Origin of the sequence: uncultured Microbacterium sp., from assembly GCF_963521645.1 — a bacterium.
GTDB lineage: Bacteria > Actinomycetota > Actinomycetes > Actinomycetales > Microbacteriaceae > Microbacterium.
Genome location: NZ_CAUQVQ010000013.1, coordinates 44079 through 58540, shown reverse-complemented (window position 1 = coordinate 58540; position 14462 = coordinate 44079). Strand labels below are relative to the sequence as shown.

Annotated in this window: 16 protein-coding genes; 9 read left to right on the top strand and 7 right to left on the bottom strand. The window is 68.9% G+C overall.

What is annotated here, in order from left to right; genetic code table 11:
• Window positions 1-119 precede the first annotated feature (119 nt).
• The gene (locus tag RWO82_RS05505) at window positions 120-530 is read right to left on the bottom strand and encodes a RidA family protein (protein WP_248539678.1); all 411 of its coding nucleotides are present in this window, start codon (window positions 528-530) and stop codon (window positions 120-122) included.
• 73 nt (window positions 531-603) lie between these two features.
• Between RWO82_RS05505 and RWO82_RS05500 the strand changes: the two genes are divergently transcribed.
• The 3 genes from RWO82_RS05500 (at window position 604) to RWO82_RS05490 (ending at window position 2096) form a co-directional block, all read left to right on the top strand.
• Window positions 604-972, top strand: coding sequence for a helix-turn-helix domain-containing protein (locus RWO82_RS05500; RefSeq protein WP_248539677.1), 369 nt, complete (start codon window positions 604-606; stop codon window positions 970-972).
• A gap of 208 nt (window positions 973-1180) precedes the next feature.
• Entirely contained in the window at window positions 1181-1420 is a 240-nt protein-coding gene (locus tag RWO82_RS05495; RefSeq protein WP_314424435.1) for a recombinase family protein, read from the top strand.
• A gap of 241 nt (window positions 1421-1661) precedes the next feature.
• The gene (locus RWO82_RS05490; protein WP_314424432.1) at window positions 1662-2096 is read left to right on the top strand and encodes a hypothetical protein; all 435 of its coding nucleotides are present in this window, start codon (window positions 1662-1664) and stop codon (window positions 2094-2096) included.
• A 3-nt stretch (window positions 2097-2099) separates the two neighbouring features.
• Here the strand turns inward: RWO82_RS05490 and RWO82_RS05485 are convergent, their stop codons facing one another.
• The 5 genes from RWO82_RS05485 to RWO82_RS05465 all read right to left on the bottom strand — a co-directional run bounded on the left by RWO82_RS05485 (window position 2100) and on the right by RWO82_RS05465 (window position 7057).
• Entirely contained in the window at window positions 2100-3332 is a 1233-nt protein-coding gene (locus RWO82_RS05485) for an ATP-binding protein (RefSeq protein WP_314424429.1), read from the bottom strand.
• 64 nt (window positions 3333-3396) lie between these two features.
• A complete protein-coding gene (locus RWO82_RS05480) occupies window positions 3397-4020 on the bottom strand; it encodes a DUF1684 domain-containing protein (RefSeq protein WP_314424426.1) in 624 nt (207 codons plus the stop codon).
• Between the two features lie 9 nt (window positions 4021-4029).
• Window positions 4030-5163, bottom strand: a complete 1134-nt coding sequence (locus RWO82_RS05475; protein ID WP_314424424.1) for a Gfo/Idh/MocA family oxidoreductase — start codon at window positions 5161-5163, stop codon at window positions 4030-4032.
• Window positions 5148-5840, bottom strand: coding sequence for a ThuA domain-containing protein (locus RWO82_RS05470; RefSeq protein WP_314424422.1), 693 nt, complete (start codon window positions 5838-5840; stop codon window positions 5148-5150). Before RWO82_RS05470 ends, RWO82_RS05475 begins: the two co-directional genes overlap by 16 nt.
• Entirely contained in the window at window positions 5837-7057 is a 1221-nt protein-coding gene (locus RWO82_RS05465; RefSeq protein ID WP_314424418.1) for a Gfo/Idh/MocA family oxidoreductase, read from the bottom strand. Before RWO82_RS05465 ends, RWO82_RS05470 begins: the two co-directional genes overlap by 4 nt.
• Before the next feature lie 87 nt (window positions 7058-7144).
• On the opposite strand from RWO82_RS05465, the gene RWO82_RS05460 reads away from it, so the two are divergent.
• The 6 genes from RWO82_RS05460 to RWO82_RS05435 all read left to right on the top strand — a co-directional run bounded on the left by RWO82_RS05460 (window position 7145) and on the right by RWO82_RS05435 (window position 13200).
• A complete protein-coding gene (locus RWO82_RS05460) occupies window positions 7145-8167 on the top strand; it encodes a LacI family DNA-binding transcriptional regulator (RefSeq protein ID WP_314424415.1) in 1023 nt (340 codons plus the stop codon).
• A 282-nt stretch (window positions 8168-8449) separates the two neighbouring features.
• Entirely contained in the window at window positions 8450-9370 is a 921-nt protein-coding gene (locus RWO82_RS05455; RefSeq protein ID WP_314424412.1) for an AEC family transporter, read from the top strand.
• A gap of 30 nt (window positions 9371-9400) precedes the next feature.
• The gene (locus tag RWO82_RS05450; RefSeq protein WP_314424409.1) at window positions 9401-9874 is read left to right on the top strand and encodes a hypothetical protein; all 474 of its coding nucleotides are present in this window, start codon (window positions 9401-9403) and stop codon (window positions 9872-9874) included.
• A gap of 118 nt (window positions 9875-9992) precedes the next feature.
• Window positions 9993-11423, top strand: coding sequence for a cell division initiation protein (locus RWO82_RS05445; protein ID WP_314424406.1), 1431 nt, complete (start codon window positions 9993-9995; stop codon window positions 11421-11423).
• Window positions 11424-11491: 68 nt separating this feature from the next.
• On the top strand, window positions 11492-12370 hold the full coding sequence (locus tag RWO82_RS05440) for an ABC transporter ATP-binding protein (protein WP_314424403.1): 879 nt from the start codon (window positions 11492-11494) through the stop codon (window positions 12368-12370).
• Window positions 12367-13200: an ABC transporter permease gene (locus tag RWO82_RS05435; protein WP_314424400.1), complete on the top strand. Its 834-nt coding sequence runs from the start codon at window positions 12367-12369 to the stop codon at window positions 13198-13200. Before RWO82_RS05440 ends, RWO82_RS05435 begins: the two co-directional genes overlap by 4 nt.
• 51 nt (window positions 13201-13251) lie before the next feature.
• Here RWO82_RS05435 and RWO82_RS05430 read toward each other — a convergent pair whose 3' ends face one another.
• A complete protein-coding gene (locus RWO82_RS05430) occupies window positions 13252-14373 on the bottom strand; it encodes an acyl-CoA desaturase (RefSeq protein WP_314424445.1) in 1122 nt (373 codons plus the stop codon).
• Window positions 14374-14462: the final 89 nt, after the last annotated feature.

Genomic DNA, 14462 nt, shown 5'->3' with positions numbered 1-14462 from the left:
CCCCCCGCCCCCCCCCCCGCGGTGCGGCGCGCCCCCCCCCGCCTTCTTTTCTCACACCGCCGCCCCGCTGGGTGGGGTGTCGCGCCTTTGTTTGATTACCCCCACCCGGCCACTTCCTGTCAGTCGAGCACAGCGTAGGCCTCGACCTCGACGAGGACATCGGGTTCGAACAGCATCTCGACGCCGATGAGGGAAGTTGGGGGCACGGGTAGCGTGAGTCCGAGCTCGTCGGCTACGTTCTCGACGCCCGCCATGAATGCTCCCATCCGGTCAGGGTGCCATTGGGTGACAAAGAAGCGCAGACGAACCACGTCGGTGAAGGACGCGCCGCCACCCGCGAGGGCGCGGGCGGTGTTACGCAGCGCCTGCTCGACCTGCCCGGTCAGGTCTCCGGGATCCAGCTGTCCGCCGGACGGGTCGCGGCCAATTTGTCCGGCGACGTGAACCTGACGGGCTCCGGAGCCGATGGCGACGTGATGATACGGAACTGGCTGGATGAGTCCATCGGGGCTGAAAGCTGTCACTGTCATGTTTGTCCTCTCTCGTTGTAGATATCTCTTGTCTACCTGGTATCAGAAGGACACTTCAACGAAACTAGGTGTCATGCAGGTAACTGACCCCACACTTCCCCTCACCGAAGACCACCGCGAGTTGCTCGATCAGCTACTCGATAAGTGGTCGCTCCGCGTACTCGACCAACTCTGCGAACACGGAGCAATGCGCTTCAACGAGCTGCGCCGAGCGATCCCCGCCATCAGCCAGAAATCGCTGACCGCCACTCTTCGGCGACTGGAGCGCAACGGCATGGTCAACCGCGTGGTCGTGAGCACCCGACCGATGGCGGTCGAGTACCGCATCGCTCCAGTCGGGCATGGTCTCCAGGACCTCATCGACGCTCTTTTCCGATGGACGACATTGCACCTGCCCGACGTCGAACGAGCACGAGCACAATTCGACAACGTCGCTGAATGAGGACTATGCAGTGCGGGTGGCGTCGATCATTCGGCCGTTGAAACACAACTCCGTTCTGTTTTATCGATGGCGTTACAAACCGAAAACGATCGATTTCGACCGTCTCGTCACCGATGGCGATCATCTGCGCGACACGCCGGCACGTGGCCCGCCGATACCCCCTGCCGAAACCTAAACGCGCCGCAACCCTGGCTGTACCGTTTTCGGCATGGCACACGAAGTCGGGTACGCCCGAGTCTCCAAGCGCGAGCAGAATCCCGACGCGCAGGAGGCCGAGCTGCGCGCCGCCGGCTGCGAACGCGTATTCGTCGACCATGGCGAATCGAGCCGGTCAGCGGACCGCCCGCAATGCTCACGGAGACGACCGGTCAAGGACGCAACCGCGTCCGGCAGCACAGCGGGATCTTCGACGTCCTCGACGGCTATACCGAGCAGATCCGTCGGATGACGGCGCGCGGCTAGCGGCGCTCCCGCGCGGGGTCGTAAGCCCCGCGAAGGCCACCGATCCTGAGCCCACGACCGCGATCGCGGCGTGTCACCATCCAATATTCCGGTCGCCCGGGTTCACGCCCGTGGTCGCGTGATCGTCATCATGATCCGGCGACGATCCGTGAAGGTCATCCCCCAGAGGGATGCCGATACCTCGCGCGCCCGATGATTCACCCTCCCGCTCGCGCGAGGCTGGAACCATGAACACACGCACCGCGCTGGCCGCGTCCGCACTGATCGCCGTCGGACTGATCTCCCTGACCGGATGCTCCGCCTACGACAGCATCGTCCACAAGCAGGCCACTTCCACATACGAGGATGCACAGGCGTTCGGCGACGCCGCCGTCGATGCCGAGTGGATCCCCCAGGACTCCACCGAGATCACGGTGCGCACCTCCACGATCGAGGATGCGGCGGAAGCCGTCATCCTGCTCACCAGCGGCTCGGAGCTGCCCGACGACTGCGCCGAGGTCGAGCGTCAGTCGGCACCCGCCTGGGTGCTCGACGACGCTCCCGACCCGTACAAGGCGAAGACGGTCTTCGCATGCGGCGACTGGAGTGTGATGACCACCGGCGACGGCTGGTTCGGCTGGACCCCGAACTCGGACGAGGAACGCGCCGCATCTGCGGGCTGATCCTCAGACGCGCGGCCAATCGCTCGACAGATACGCCTCGACCGCACGATGGCGGAACGTGTAGGGCTTTCCCCGGTCGATGATGCCGCGAACCGTGTCGAGCCTCTGCGCGGTGGGGCCGACCTCCGTGACCTTGGCGAACCCCATCGCCTCGGCGATGCGAGTGGCCGTGCGCTCGGCGGCGGGGAGCTCGGCCATCACCTGCAGAAGCTGCCGCTCTCGAGCCGGCAGACGCTCGAGGATGCGCTCGACGTGAGCGGTGGCTTCGCGCTGTGCGCCTCGCCACCCCTGGCGGACCTGCGCCGCCGTGATGGTCGGGGTGCCTCCGGCGTACCAGGCCTGCTCACCCGCGAGCTGGAACAGGAAGGGCTCGCCACGGCAGAGGTCGACGATGAGGGCCGCGGCATCCCGGTCCATGCGCACACGCGCGGTGCCGCCGGCCCCGTCGGGCACCTCCCACCCCTCGAGGACGAACTCCTGCAGCGCCTCGGCGAGGTCGTCGTCGTCGATCGCCGAGAGCGTGGTCGTCTTGAAGCGGCGGGCGAACGTGGCGCCCTTGCGCGCCCCCGCCATGTCCTCGAAATCCGGGAGGCCGGTGAGGTAGACGGCGATCGGGAGCGACCGTGCGACCCTGGCGTCTCCGGGGACCGTGACCTCCACCTCGTGCGTGAGCGCGTCGCCCAGGGCTATGAGCAGCTGCGAGAGCGCCTTCTCATCGGTGATGTTCTGCACCTCGTCGATGTGGATCACCGCGACGACGTCGCCCTCCGCGATCGCGGCCACGCCGACCTCGACGAGGAGTTCCGTGAGTGCGGCGTACGGCTCGCGTCCGTCGGCGCCGCGCAGGGTGAGCGATACGCCCGAGAGCGCCACCGCCTGTACGCGCGCGATCGCGTCACCGATGCGCTTCTCGCGTGAAGTGGAGAGCCCCGCATCGGCGGCGAGCGCCAGCACCGCTTCCGCGACGAGCTTCAGCGGATCGGCTCCGGCCGGGATGCGCAGCTGAGGCGTGACCCAGTCTCCGGCGCGCGAGGCCTGTTGAGCGATGCGACGCACGAGAGCCGACTTGCCGAGCCCCGGCTCGCCGAGCACCGTCCGCCCTCGCTCCGGCAGGCCGGCCAGGCGACGCGGCCGCACCACGTCGCGCCAGTCGCTCAGCTGCTCGGTACGCCCCGCCCACACGTCCGGAATCGTGTCGGAGCCGGGGCTGAACGGATTGTCGAGCGCATCACGCATGCCGATAACATTATCACCGTCCGTCTGCGTGATAATGTTATCACGCCCGCACCCCGCCCGCTGATCAGCCGCCGTACAGCTCCCCGACCGGTATCGCCACGTCGAGCACGTTTCCCGGCTGCGCGAGCGGACATGCCCACGCGGGGTCATAGGCGCACGAGGGGTTGTACGCGAAGTTGAAGTCGAGCACGATCGTGCCGCGTGCGGCGTCCGCGCCGAGGTCGGCGCCCTTGATCGTGTCGATCAGATACCGGCCGCCGCCGTACGTGCCGTCGGGCTGCCCCGCGAGCGCGTCGCGCACAGGCACGAAGAGCCCCCCTCCGTAGCTGGTCAGCCGCCAGACGTCGAGCGAGCCCGTGTCCGGGATCTCGACACGGCCGACCCGTTCGAAGGGCACGACGCCGTCGGTCCCCGTCGCGAAGTCGAAGCCGCCCGGCTCCGCCTCGAGGATCGGCAGCTCGAAGCGCCAGGCAGCATCGTACGAGGCGATCGGCAGCCCTTCGAACATCACCCGGTCGTCGGGCAACAGGGGCGTCGCCGCGTGGTGCAGCATCAGCTCGTCTCGTTCGATGCGCCAGAGCTCGTGCGCCTCCTCCGGTGAGTCGGCGTGACGCACCGCCGCGTAGAGGGCGAAGACGCGACGGCGCCAGTCGGCGACCTCGAGGGCCGTGCGGGCTGTGGAATCCATGGGGCCAGGTTACGCCGCACCGGGCGGACGCCCCGCACCCGGCACCGCCGTTCGCCCGGCACGCCAGTCGCGCGCCGACGTCAACGGCACGAGAGACGGCACGTGCACCGTGGTCGACACGATCTCTCGGACGCCCGAGCGCGCAGACGCGGAGAGAGCCGACATGATCTCGAGCACGTGCAGAGCCATCGCACCGTCAGCGCGTCCTTCTCCCGTCGAGAAGTCGATCAGGCCGATGCCGCGCCCGGAATCCGCGTAGCCCGCCGACGGCTCCAGCACGCGCCACTCCCCCTCGCGCGGGTGCAGCCGCACCTCGCCGTCGAACAGGTTGGGATCGGGAACGTCGAGCGACCCCTCGACGCCGTGCACCTCGATGGGCGATGCCGTCGAGCGCACGCCGTCGAAGCTCATCGTCACGGTCGAGATCGCGCCCGATGCGTGGTGGAGGATGCCGGTGAGGTGCGTGTCGACGTCGACCCGGATGCTCTCGCCGGAGCGTGGCCCCGAGCCGATCACGCGCTCGTCCCGCGATCGGGATGCCGCGCCGGACACGGCCTCGACGGGGCCGAGCAGCTGCACGAGCGCAGTGACGTAGTAAGGCCCCATATCGAGCAGCGGGCCCCCGCCTTCGCGGTAGTAGAAGCCGGGGTGCGGGTGCCATGCCTCGTGGCCCGCCGACACCCAGGTCGCCGCCGCGGACGTCGGCCTGCCGATCAGGCCGTGATCGATCGCGGCACGCGCCGTCTGCAGTCCGGTGCCGAGCACGGTGTCCGGCGCGGCCCCGAGGCGCACTCCGGCCGCGTTCGCGGCATCCATCACCTCGGCGGCCTCCGCGAAGGTCGCCGCCAGAGGCTTCTCGCCGTACACGGCCTTGCCCTGGGAGATCGCGGCGAGCGCGACATCGGCGTGCGCAGCGGGGATCGTCAGGTTGAGGACGACATCGACATCGGCTGCCGCGACGAGCTCGCCGGTGGTCAGAGCCCGGCATCCGGGAATGCGCTCCGCCGCGGATCGGGCGCGTTCCGCGTCGAGGTCCGCGACCGCCACGATGCGCACGATCGGCGCCGAGAGCAGCGTCGCGAGATACTGCTCCGAGATCACGCCGAGTCCGACGATGCCGACGCCGATCACCGCGCCGCCCACAGCATCCCGCGCTCGATCACCGTGCGCACCGAGGGGTGCCGCAGTACGTCGAGGCTGTGGCCCGGGGTCGAGACGAAGACGCGCCCCTTCCCCCAGTCGCGGGTCCAGATCGCCGGCGACACGATGGGCCTATGCCAGGGGTGGTACGGCCGCACCGGGTGCGTGGTGGTCGCGAGCACGTCGATCAGATCGTCGTGCAGCACCCAGTACTGCTCGGTGACGAGGGTGAAGTCCTCGACACCGCGGGTGATCTCATGCGCGCGCCCGAGGTCGGTGATCTCGACCGTGTGCTCCAGGTAGTTGTCGGTCTGATCGCCCGTGACCTCATCGGGGTGCTTGGAGGGATGCGTGGCGAACTGGCCCCCCACGAGCTGCAGGTAGTCGGAGCTCGCCCGGAACGAGTCGGCGATGCCGCCGTGCCAGCCTGCGAGCCCCGTTCCCGCGCCGACCGCGTCACGGAGTCCGCGCACCGCCTCGGCCGAGCACTGCGACATCGTGACCGATTGCACGACGAGATCGACCTCTGCCATGCGCGCCGCATCGGCGTAGACCTCGGAATCGGATTCGACCACGACGTCGAAGCCGTTCTGTCGAAGGAAGGGCAGGAACAGTTCGGTCGCCTCGACCGGCTGGTGCCCCTCCCAGCCGCCGCGGACGACGAGAGCGGTGCGTGTCATCGGGATCCTCCCTGTTCGGTATCGGTGCCGGTATCCCCGCCCACCGGCGTACGGATGCTGTCGTGTCGGGCGCTGGACTCGACGGCCGCGAGCACCCTCTGCACCTGAGTCGCCTCCGCGAAGCCGGGAGACGCCGCATGCTCTCCGGCGACGGCCCGCACGAAGTCCACCGCCTGGTGCGTGAAGAGGTGCTCGTAGCCGAGCCCGTGACCTGCGGGCCACCATGCACCCGCGTAGGGATGCCGGGCCTCGGTGACCTGCACGCGGCGGAACCCCTGCGCAGGGTCGTCCGCCGAGTCGTAGACCTCGAGCTCGTTCATGCGCTCGAAGTCGAATGCGATCGACCCGCGGTCCCCGTTGATCTCGATGCGGTTCGCGTTGCGTCGACCGGTGGCCATGCGCGTCGCCTCGAACACTCCCAGGGCGCCGCCGTCGAAGTCCGCGGTGAACGCCGCGGCATCGTCGACCGTCACGGGAAGCCGATCCGAGGCGTCCGCTCCGCGGCCCCCGAGCCCTTCCACACTCGAGCGCCGGGGTCGCGAATCGACGAACGTGCGCAGCGTGGCGGAGACCGCGGAGATCTGCTGCCCCGAGAGCCACTGCGCGGTGTCGATGCTGTGCGCCCCGATGTCGCCGAGCGCCCCGGACCCTGCCCGCTCACGATCGAGCCGCCACGTATGCGGAGAGTCGGCATCGCTCAGCCAGTCCTGCAGATACTGCGCACGCACGTGACGGATCTCCCCCACGCGCCCGTCGGCGATCAGCTGCCGTGCGAGCGCCAGTGCGGGCGTGCGCCGATAGCTGAAGCCGCACATCGCCACGGCTCCGAATCGCTCGGAGGCCTCGGTCGCCGCCGTCGTCATGCGCTGCGCCTCGGCGACGGTGTTGGCGAGGGGCTTCTCGCACAGCACGTGCTTGCCCGCGGCGAGAGCGGCGAGGGCGATCTGCTCATGCGTGTCTCCGGGGGTGCAGATGTCGACCGCGTCGATGTCATCGCGTTCGACCGCTGCCCGCCAGCCCAGTGAGTGATCCGACCACCCCCATCGTGCGGCAGCATCCGCCGTCTCGGAGTCTCGGCGTCCGACGAGCAGAGCGAGCCTCGGCTCGAGCGGCAGGTCGAAGAACCTCGGTGCGGTGTTCCAGGCCTGCGAGTGCATACGCCCCATGAAGCCCGTGCCGATCATCGCGATCCGCAGCGGTGGTGTCGTCGTCGTCATCTCACCCTCCTCGCATCGACCATGCCACCGGTGCCGGTCGGCGTCGAGGCGTTTGCGCAAAACCCCGCTCCGAGCCAAGGTGGAACCATGCCGGATCCGCGCGACGATGCCCCACCGCGACGGGCGACGCTCGCCGTGGTCGCCGAAGCCGCCGGCGTGAGCATCGCGACGGCGTCGCGCGCGCTGACCGGACGCGGCGACCTCGCGGCGGCCACACGCCGCCGGGTGCATGTCGCCGCGCGGGACGTCGGATACGCACGAGAGCCGTCGGTCGGCGGGAGGCCGCTCGGATCCGCGCGCCTCATGGATCTCGTCCTGGGCGGGTACGGCGACGACTACTCCGACGAGGTGACCGCGGGTGCCCGCAGCGCGGCGGCCGACGCCGGATACGACCTGGTGCTCACCGAGGAGCGCGACCTGCCCGACGACGACTGGCCGCTGCGCATCCGCCGCCGTGGATCGGCCGGCGTCGTGCTCGGGCTGATCTCCCCCACCGCGTCGCAGCTGAAGGTCCTGGCAGACGCCTCGATCCCCGTGGTCCTGATGGACCCGCGAAGCGACGACTCCCGGGGACTCACGAGCGTGCACACCACCGACCACGACGGCGGACGGGCCGCGGCCACGCACCTCGTCGACCGCGGAGCGACGCGGTTCGCCGCGCTGCTCGGGCGGCCACGATACCGGTACGGACGCACCAGGTATGCGGGATTCCGCGAGAGGCTCGGCGAAGCAGCGCCGAGCGCAGACATCGCACTCGTCCAGTCTCCGTGGCGAACCGCGGCCGCCCGCGATGCGATGATCCCGTTGCTCCGAGCGCTCGGCCCCGGGGAGCGACTGGGCGTGTTCGCCTGCTCCGATGAGCTGGCCGCGGGTGTCCACGCCGCGGCGGCCGCGACCGGGAGACGCATCCCGGACGACGTGCTCGTCGTGGGATTCGACGATCTTCGTGGCGCGCGGTGGCTCACCCCCGCTCTCACGACGGTGCGCCAGCCGATCCGCGAGATGGCGGGAGCAGCCGTGGCCGCCCTCGCGGACGCGGCCGGAGGCGGTGAGCTGCCCGGTGCGCCCATCGTTCTTCCCACGCGTCTGATCGTGCGCGACTCGACCTGAGCACGGGCGTGGCGAAACCACCTCGGAAGAGGGTGGTTCCGGCCCCCCATGCCCGAACAGGGGGACCGGAGCAGTCGTATTGAGAAGGCACGCACGCGCGCCCACCCCCATCTTCGTGCCCGAGACCGAGAGAACCCGAGGACGACGTCCGGATCGACCGACGGAGAGCGGCGCTAGGCGGCTCGACGTGTTCTCAGCGTAGGACGGATGTGTCGTGAGCGCCGATGAGGACTCGACCGTTGACTTGCGGCCCACCTGTTGCTAAGAGGATAACCTCGAGGGGTGCTCGAGACTTTCACCGGATTCGCCGTCGTGGGGGTCGCGATCATCCTGGGCTACGTCATCGGGCGCATCGATCTTCTCGGCCCGCATGCGCGCCACGTCCTCGGTCGGCTGATCTTCTTCGTCCTGTCGCCATTCCTCCTGTTCACGGTGCTGGCCCACGCAGATGCCCGGATGCTGTTCTCCTCGCTGCTGCCCGTCTCCGCGATCGCCGCGGTCGCCGTCATCGCGATCCACACCCTGATCGCGCGACTGTGGTGGAAGCGCTCGGTCGGCGAGACCCTGATCGGCGCGCTGGCCGCAGGACAGGTCAACTCGAACAACATCGGCATCCCGCTGTCCCTCTACCTGCTCGGCAGCGCCGCGTACCCTGCGCCCGTGGTGCTGCTGCAACTGCTGGTCTTCACGCCGATCACCCTCACGATCCTCGACGCCGTCACGAGCGAGCGGGTGTCGGTGCGCAAGACCCTGGTCCGCACGGCCACGAACCCCATCATCATCGGATCCGTCCTCGGCACCCTCGTCTCCGTCTTCGGCATCCCGGTGCCCGAGATCGTGATGCAGCCCGCGCAGCTGATCGCCGACGCCGCCGTGCCGGTGCTGCTGATCAGCTACGGCATCTCCCTTCATGGACGGCGGGTCCTCGGCGCCCCCGGGCGGCGTCGGGACATCGTCGTCGCGAGCGCGCTGAAGCTCCTCGCGATGCCGCTGATCGCGTGGGCGACCGCCGAGTTCGTGTTCGGGCTCTCCCCCGCCGAGGTGCTCATCGTCGTGGTGCTCGCCGCCCTGCCGACGGCGCAGAACGTCTTCAACTACTCGCAGCGCTACGACGTCGGCGAGACGATCTCTCGCGACACCGTCTTCCTCACCACGGTCGGATGCCTGCCCGTGCTCGTGCTCGTCATGGTCTTGCTCGGCTGACGAGCACGACCCACGCCCTAGGTTGTAACGGTGGACAACCCGCTCTTCTTCATCGCGCTGATCGTCGCGCTGATCGTGCTGTCGATCTTCGTGCCGCGCTGGGTTCGACGCTCGGCCGCATCCGCGGGCACCCGCGAAGAGCGACGCGTCGCCGAGTCCCGGCGTGCCGACGCCCTCCGCGCGCTCGACACGACGCTGGTGCTCCGCGCCCCCGAGACGGTGGTCCGCGAGCTGGTCGACACGATCGTCTGGCAGCGCCCGCGTGAGTTCACGGTGCTCGAGGACGGCAGCTACGGCATCCGGTTCATCGAGCCCGATGACGCGGTCGTGCGTTTGGTCGCCGACGGATCGACCACCCGCATGCAGGTCGTGAGCTCGCGCGAGCATCTCGGGATGCCGCAGGGCGCGGCGTTCTGGACCGAGCTGCGGTCGCAGGTCGCCGCCCGCGCAGCCGCGGAGGGCATCGCCGTCACGGCAGAAGCCGGACGAGCGAACTCCGCCTGACGCAACTAGGCTGTCGTGTGCCGACGACCGGCCGACCCGTGCCCGCGGTCGGCATCACCACGGCACCACTTCTCGTCACGGCCTTCGTGGCCGCGACCTGCGCCGGAAAGGCTGACCCATGAGCGACACCCCCTCCAACGATCGAACGCCCGACTTCTTCGACAAGCTGATCGAAGAGACCCCTCGCGAGCAGTCCGGCTTCACCGCGTCGTTCCGAGGCTACGACAAGGCCGAGGTCGACTCCGCGCTGAGCGCTCTGCGCAACCAGCTGCAGCAGGCCAAGGCCGATCTCGCCGACGCCGAAGCTCGACACGAGGACGCCCTCGAAGCGATCCGCGACGAGGAGCGCACGGCCCGCGAAGAGCTCGAGGCCGAGCTCACGGCCGTCAAGGCGCGGGCTGCGGAGACCGAGCAGCAGGTGATGACCCTCACCAACGAGCTCGTCGACACTCCGCGCGCCGACGGCCAGGACGCCCCCTCGCGCGAGCAGTTCGAGACGATCCTCCGCGTCGCCGAGGACCAGGCCAACGTCCTGATCCAGAACGCCGCGGTGCAGGCTGACCGCTTGATGGCCGCCGCCCGCGAAGAGGTCACGACCCAGCGCGCCGAGGCCGAGGCCGACGTGACCCGCATCATCGCGCAGGCTCAGCACGACGCCGACCAGATCCGCCTGAAGATCGACACCGAGTACACCGCGCATGAGGCGACGATCGAGCGCGAGGCCGCACACGCAGCCGAGAAGGTGCACCAGGCGACGCAAGAGGCCACCGCGATCCGCACCGAGGCCGAGAAGGGAGCCGCCGCACTCCGCTCCCTCGTCACGCGCGAGACGACGCAGCTCCGCGCGGATGCGGAGCGCGAGGTGCGCGACATGAACGCACGCGTGCTCGAGTTCGAGGAGACGCTCACGCGCCGCCAGGACGATGCGCAGCAGGAGTTCCTCGTGCTGCACAACCAGGCCGTCGCTCACGCCGAGCGCGTCACGTCCGACGCCAACGAGCAGGTCAGGGCCTCGCTCGAACACGCTCAGCGCATCTCGGGCAAGGCCGACGACTACGAGCGCCTGATGCGCTCGCAGGCGCAGACGATCGAGGCCGACGCTCAGGTGCGGGCCCGCGACACGCTCGACCGCGCCCGCACGAAGTCGCAGAAGATCGTCGACTCGGTCACCTCGCACACCACGCAGGTGCTCCGGGACGCCGAGGATCAGGCCCGCCAGCTGCGCTGGCAGCAGCAGCAGCTCGCCAGCTTCATGGCCGAGGTGCGCGAGCTCATCCGCCCCGACGGCGTGTTCAGCGACGCCGCGCCCGTCGCAGCCGGTGCGTCGGCCCCCGGGGTCGACGATTCCGACGCGTTCGCGGACGATGCGGACGACGACATCGAGACCGTGCACGCCGAGGTCGTCGACGAGTCCGACGGCGATGCGCAGGTCGAGGAGTTCCGCGGCGACGAGGCGCTCGACGACGAACTGCTCGACGACGACGCGGCCACGATCGATGGCAAGATCACGATCGAGGTCGTCGAGGCCGACGACAAGACGTCGCGCTGAACGTCCCCACCGGACGGGGAGACGCGTCACGACTACCGTCCGGGCGCCGCGGCGGGCACGCTGGAGATATGACAGACAGCGTGATCGAGGTCCGAGACCTCCGCAAGGACTACGGCGGGTTCACCGCGGTCGACGGCATCAGCTTCGACATCCGCCGGGGTGAGACGTTCGCCCTGCTCGGACCCAACGGCGCCGGCAAGTCGACGACCATCGAGATCCTCGAGGGGTACCGACACCGCAGCGCAGGCGACGTGCGGGTGCTCGGGGTGGACCCGCAGCACGGCGGGCTGGACTGGAAGGCCCGCCTCGGCATCGTGCTGCAGTCGACCGGCGAGGCGGGCACCTTCACCGTGCGGGAGCTGCTGACCGAATTCGCCGGCTACTACCCGAACCCGCGGGACATCGACGAGGTGATCTCGGCCGTCGGCCTCGAGCAGAAGCAGCGGTCCCGTGCCGGCAAGCTCTCGGGCGGGCAGCAGCGGCGGCTGGATGTCGCACTCGGGATCATCGGTCGTCCCGAGCTGCTCTTCCTCGATGAGCCGACGACCGGCTTCGACCCCGAGGCACGTCGTCAGTTCTGGGAGCTGATCCGCACCCTCAAAGCCGAAGGCACCAGCATCCTGCTCACCACCCACTATCTCGACGAAGCCGCCCAGCTGGGCGACCGCGCGGCCGTCATCGTGGGAGGGCGCATCGCCGCGATCGGCGAGATCGACGAGATCGGCGGCTCCGAGGCGCGCACGCCCGTGGTCCGCTGGACCGACGCGGACGGCGTGCCGCAGGAGCAGCGCACGTCCACTCCCGGCGCGGTCGTCGCCGATCTCCACCGCAGCGCCGGCGAACCGCAGGGTCTGGAGATCGTCAGACCCACCCTCGAGGACATCTATCTCGGACTGATCCGGGCGCACGGCATCGACGCGCTCACCGACGTGACGGAGCCGGCATGAGCACCACGACAGCACCGGTCCGCTTCGGCCCGTCCCGCACGATCCGTCTCGGCGTGCGGCGCATCGGATTCGAGCTGCGGCAGTACTTCCGCGCCGGGGACCAGGTGTTCTTCACCTTCCTGTTCCCGACCGTCATGTATCTGATCTTCGCGACGATCTTCACGGGCGACGTGGGCGAGGGCCCCGACACGGTCAGCATGGCGACCTACTACCTTCCCGGCTTGATCGCGGGAGGCATCTTCCTCTCAGGGGTCCAGGGACTCTCGATCGAGATCGCGGTGGAGAAGAGCGACGGCACACTGAAACGCCTCGGCAGCACTCCGATCTCCCCCGTGACGTATTTCATCGGCAAGATCGGCGAGGTCTTCGTGACGGCGATACTGCAGATCGCCCTGCTCCTCGTCGTCGCGGTCGTGCTGTACCGGGTCGAGCTGCCGTCCGACGCAGACGCGTGGGGACGCTTCGCCTGGGTGTTCGTCCTCGGCCTCCTGACGTGCGCGCTGCTCGGGGTCGCCCTGTCGTCGGTGCCCCGTTCCGGCAAGACGGCCTCTGCGGTGGTCATCCCGGTGGTCCTCCTGCTGCAGTTCATCTCGGGCGTTTACATCGCCTTCACGTCACTGCCGGAGTGGTTGCAGAACGTCGCCGCGGTCTTCCCCCTCAAGTGGATCGCTCAGGGCATGCGGGCAGCGATCCTCCCCGACTCCTTCAAGGTGGTGGAACCGGGAGGAGAGTGGGCGCTCGGCACGGCAGCCGTCGTGCTGGGCGTGTGGCTGGTCGTGGGGGTTCTCCTGAGCCGCGCCACCTTCCGGTGGATCCGTCGCGACGGATGATGCGAAAGGCCCCATCCCGGAGGATGGGGCCTTTCGACGAGGGACGATCGCTCAGGCGCGGCCGAACTGCGACACCGCCGGGCAGTCGAACGGATCGGCACCCGCGGCGAGACCGACGCGGTTCAGGTACTGGATCACGATCGCGTACGAACGGCCGAGGCTGGTCTCGGTGTACGGCACGTCGTTCGCCGAGCAGTAGTCGCGCACGATCTCACGCGCCTTCGACAGGTGCGGGCGGGGCATGTTCGGGAACAGGTGGTGCTCCACCTGGTAGTTGAGCCCGCCCATGAGCCAGGTGGCCCACCATCCGCCGCGGATGTTGCGGGAGGTGCGCACCTGCTTCGAGAAGAAATCGAGACGCGCGTTGGGATCGATGATCGGCATGCCCTTGTGGTTCGGTGCGAAGGATGCGCCCATGTAGACACCGAAGACGGCGAGCTGCACGCCCATGAAGGCGAATGCCATGCCGAGCGGGAGCATCAGGAACACCGGTACCAGGACGACCGCGAAGCGAAGTGCGATGAGTCCGAGCTCGATCCAGCGGCCCTTGGCCTTCTTGCTGGTCACGAGGTGCTTGACGCCGAGGTAGTGGAGGTTGAGTCCCTCGAGCGTCAGCAGCGGGAAGAACAGCCAGCCCTGCTTGCGGGTGATCAGTTTGACCAGACCGCGTGACTTGGCGGCGTCGGTCTCGAGGAACGAGATCGTGTCGACCTCGATGTCCGGGTCCTTGCCCACCTGGTTCGGGTTTCCATGGTGCTTGGTGTGCTTGGAGTCCCACCAGGAGTAGCTGATGCCGACGACGCCGGCGGCGAGGATGCGAGCGAGGCGGAAGTTCGCCGGTCCCGACGAGAGGATCTGACGGTGCGCCGCCTCGTGAGCGAGGAACGCGACCTGAGTCAGGATGATGCCGAGCGCGCCCGCCATCAGCAGCTGGAGCCAGCTGTCGCCGAGGAGGATGAAGCCGGTGATCACGCCGCCGAGGGCGACCGCGAGGATGGCCCCCACCATGACGTAGAACCAGCCGGCGCGTCGGAGGAGGCCGGTTTCCTTCACCACCTGCGACACCTGCTTGTACGCATGAGCCATGGGAGGGAATTCGGCGTTCCCGGAATACGTCTGGCGTACCGGTCCGAGGGTGGCTGCGGTCGTTTCGACCTGTGCAATGGAGATGATGCTCTCCTGTCGATTGGAGCCCGTGAGCTGTGGAAGCCCAAGGCAGACCGCCCAACGCTTAACTCAGGCTAACCCGCCCCGCATGCACT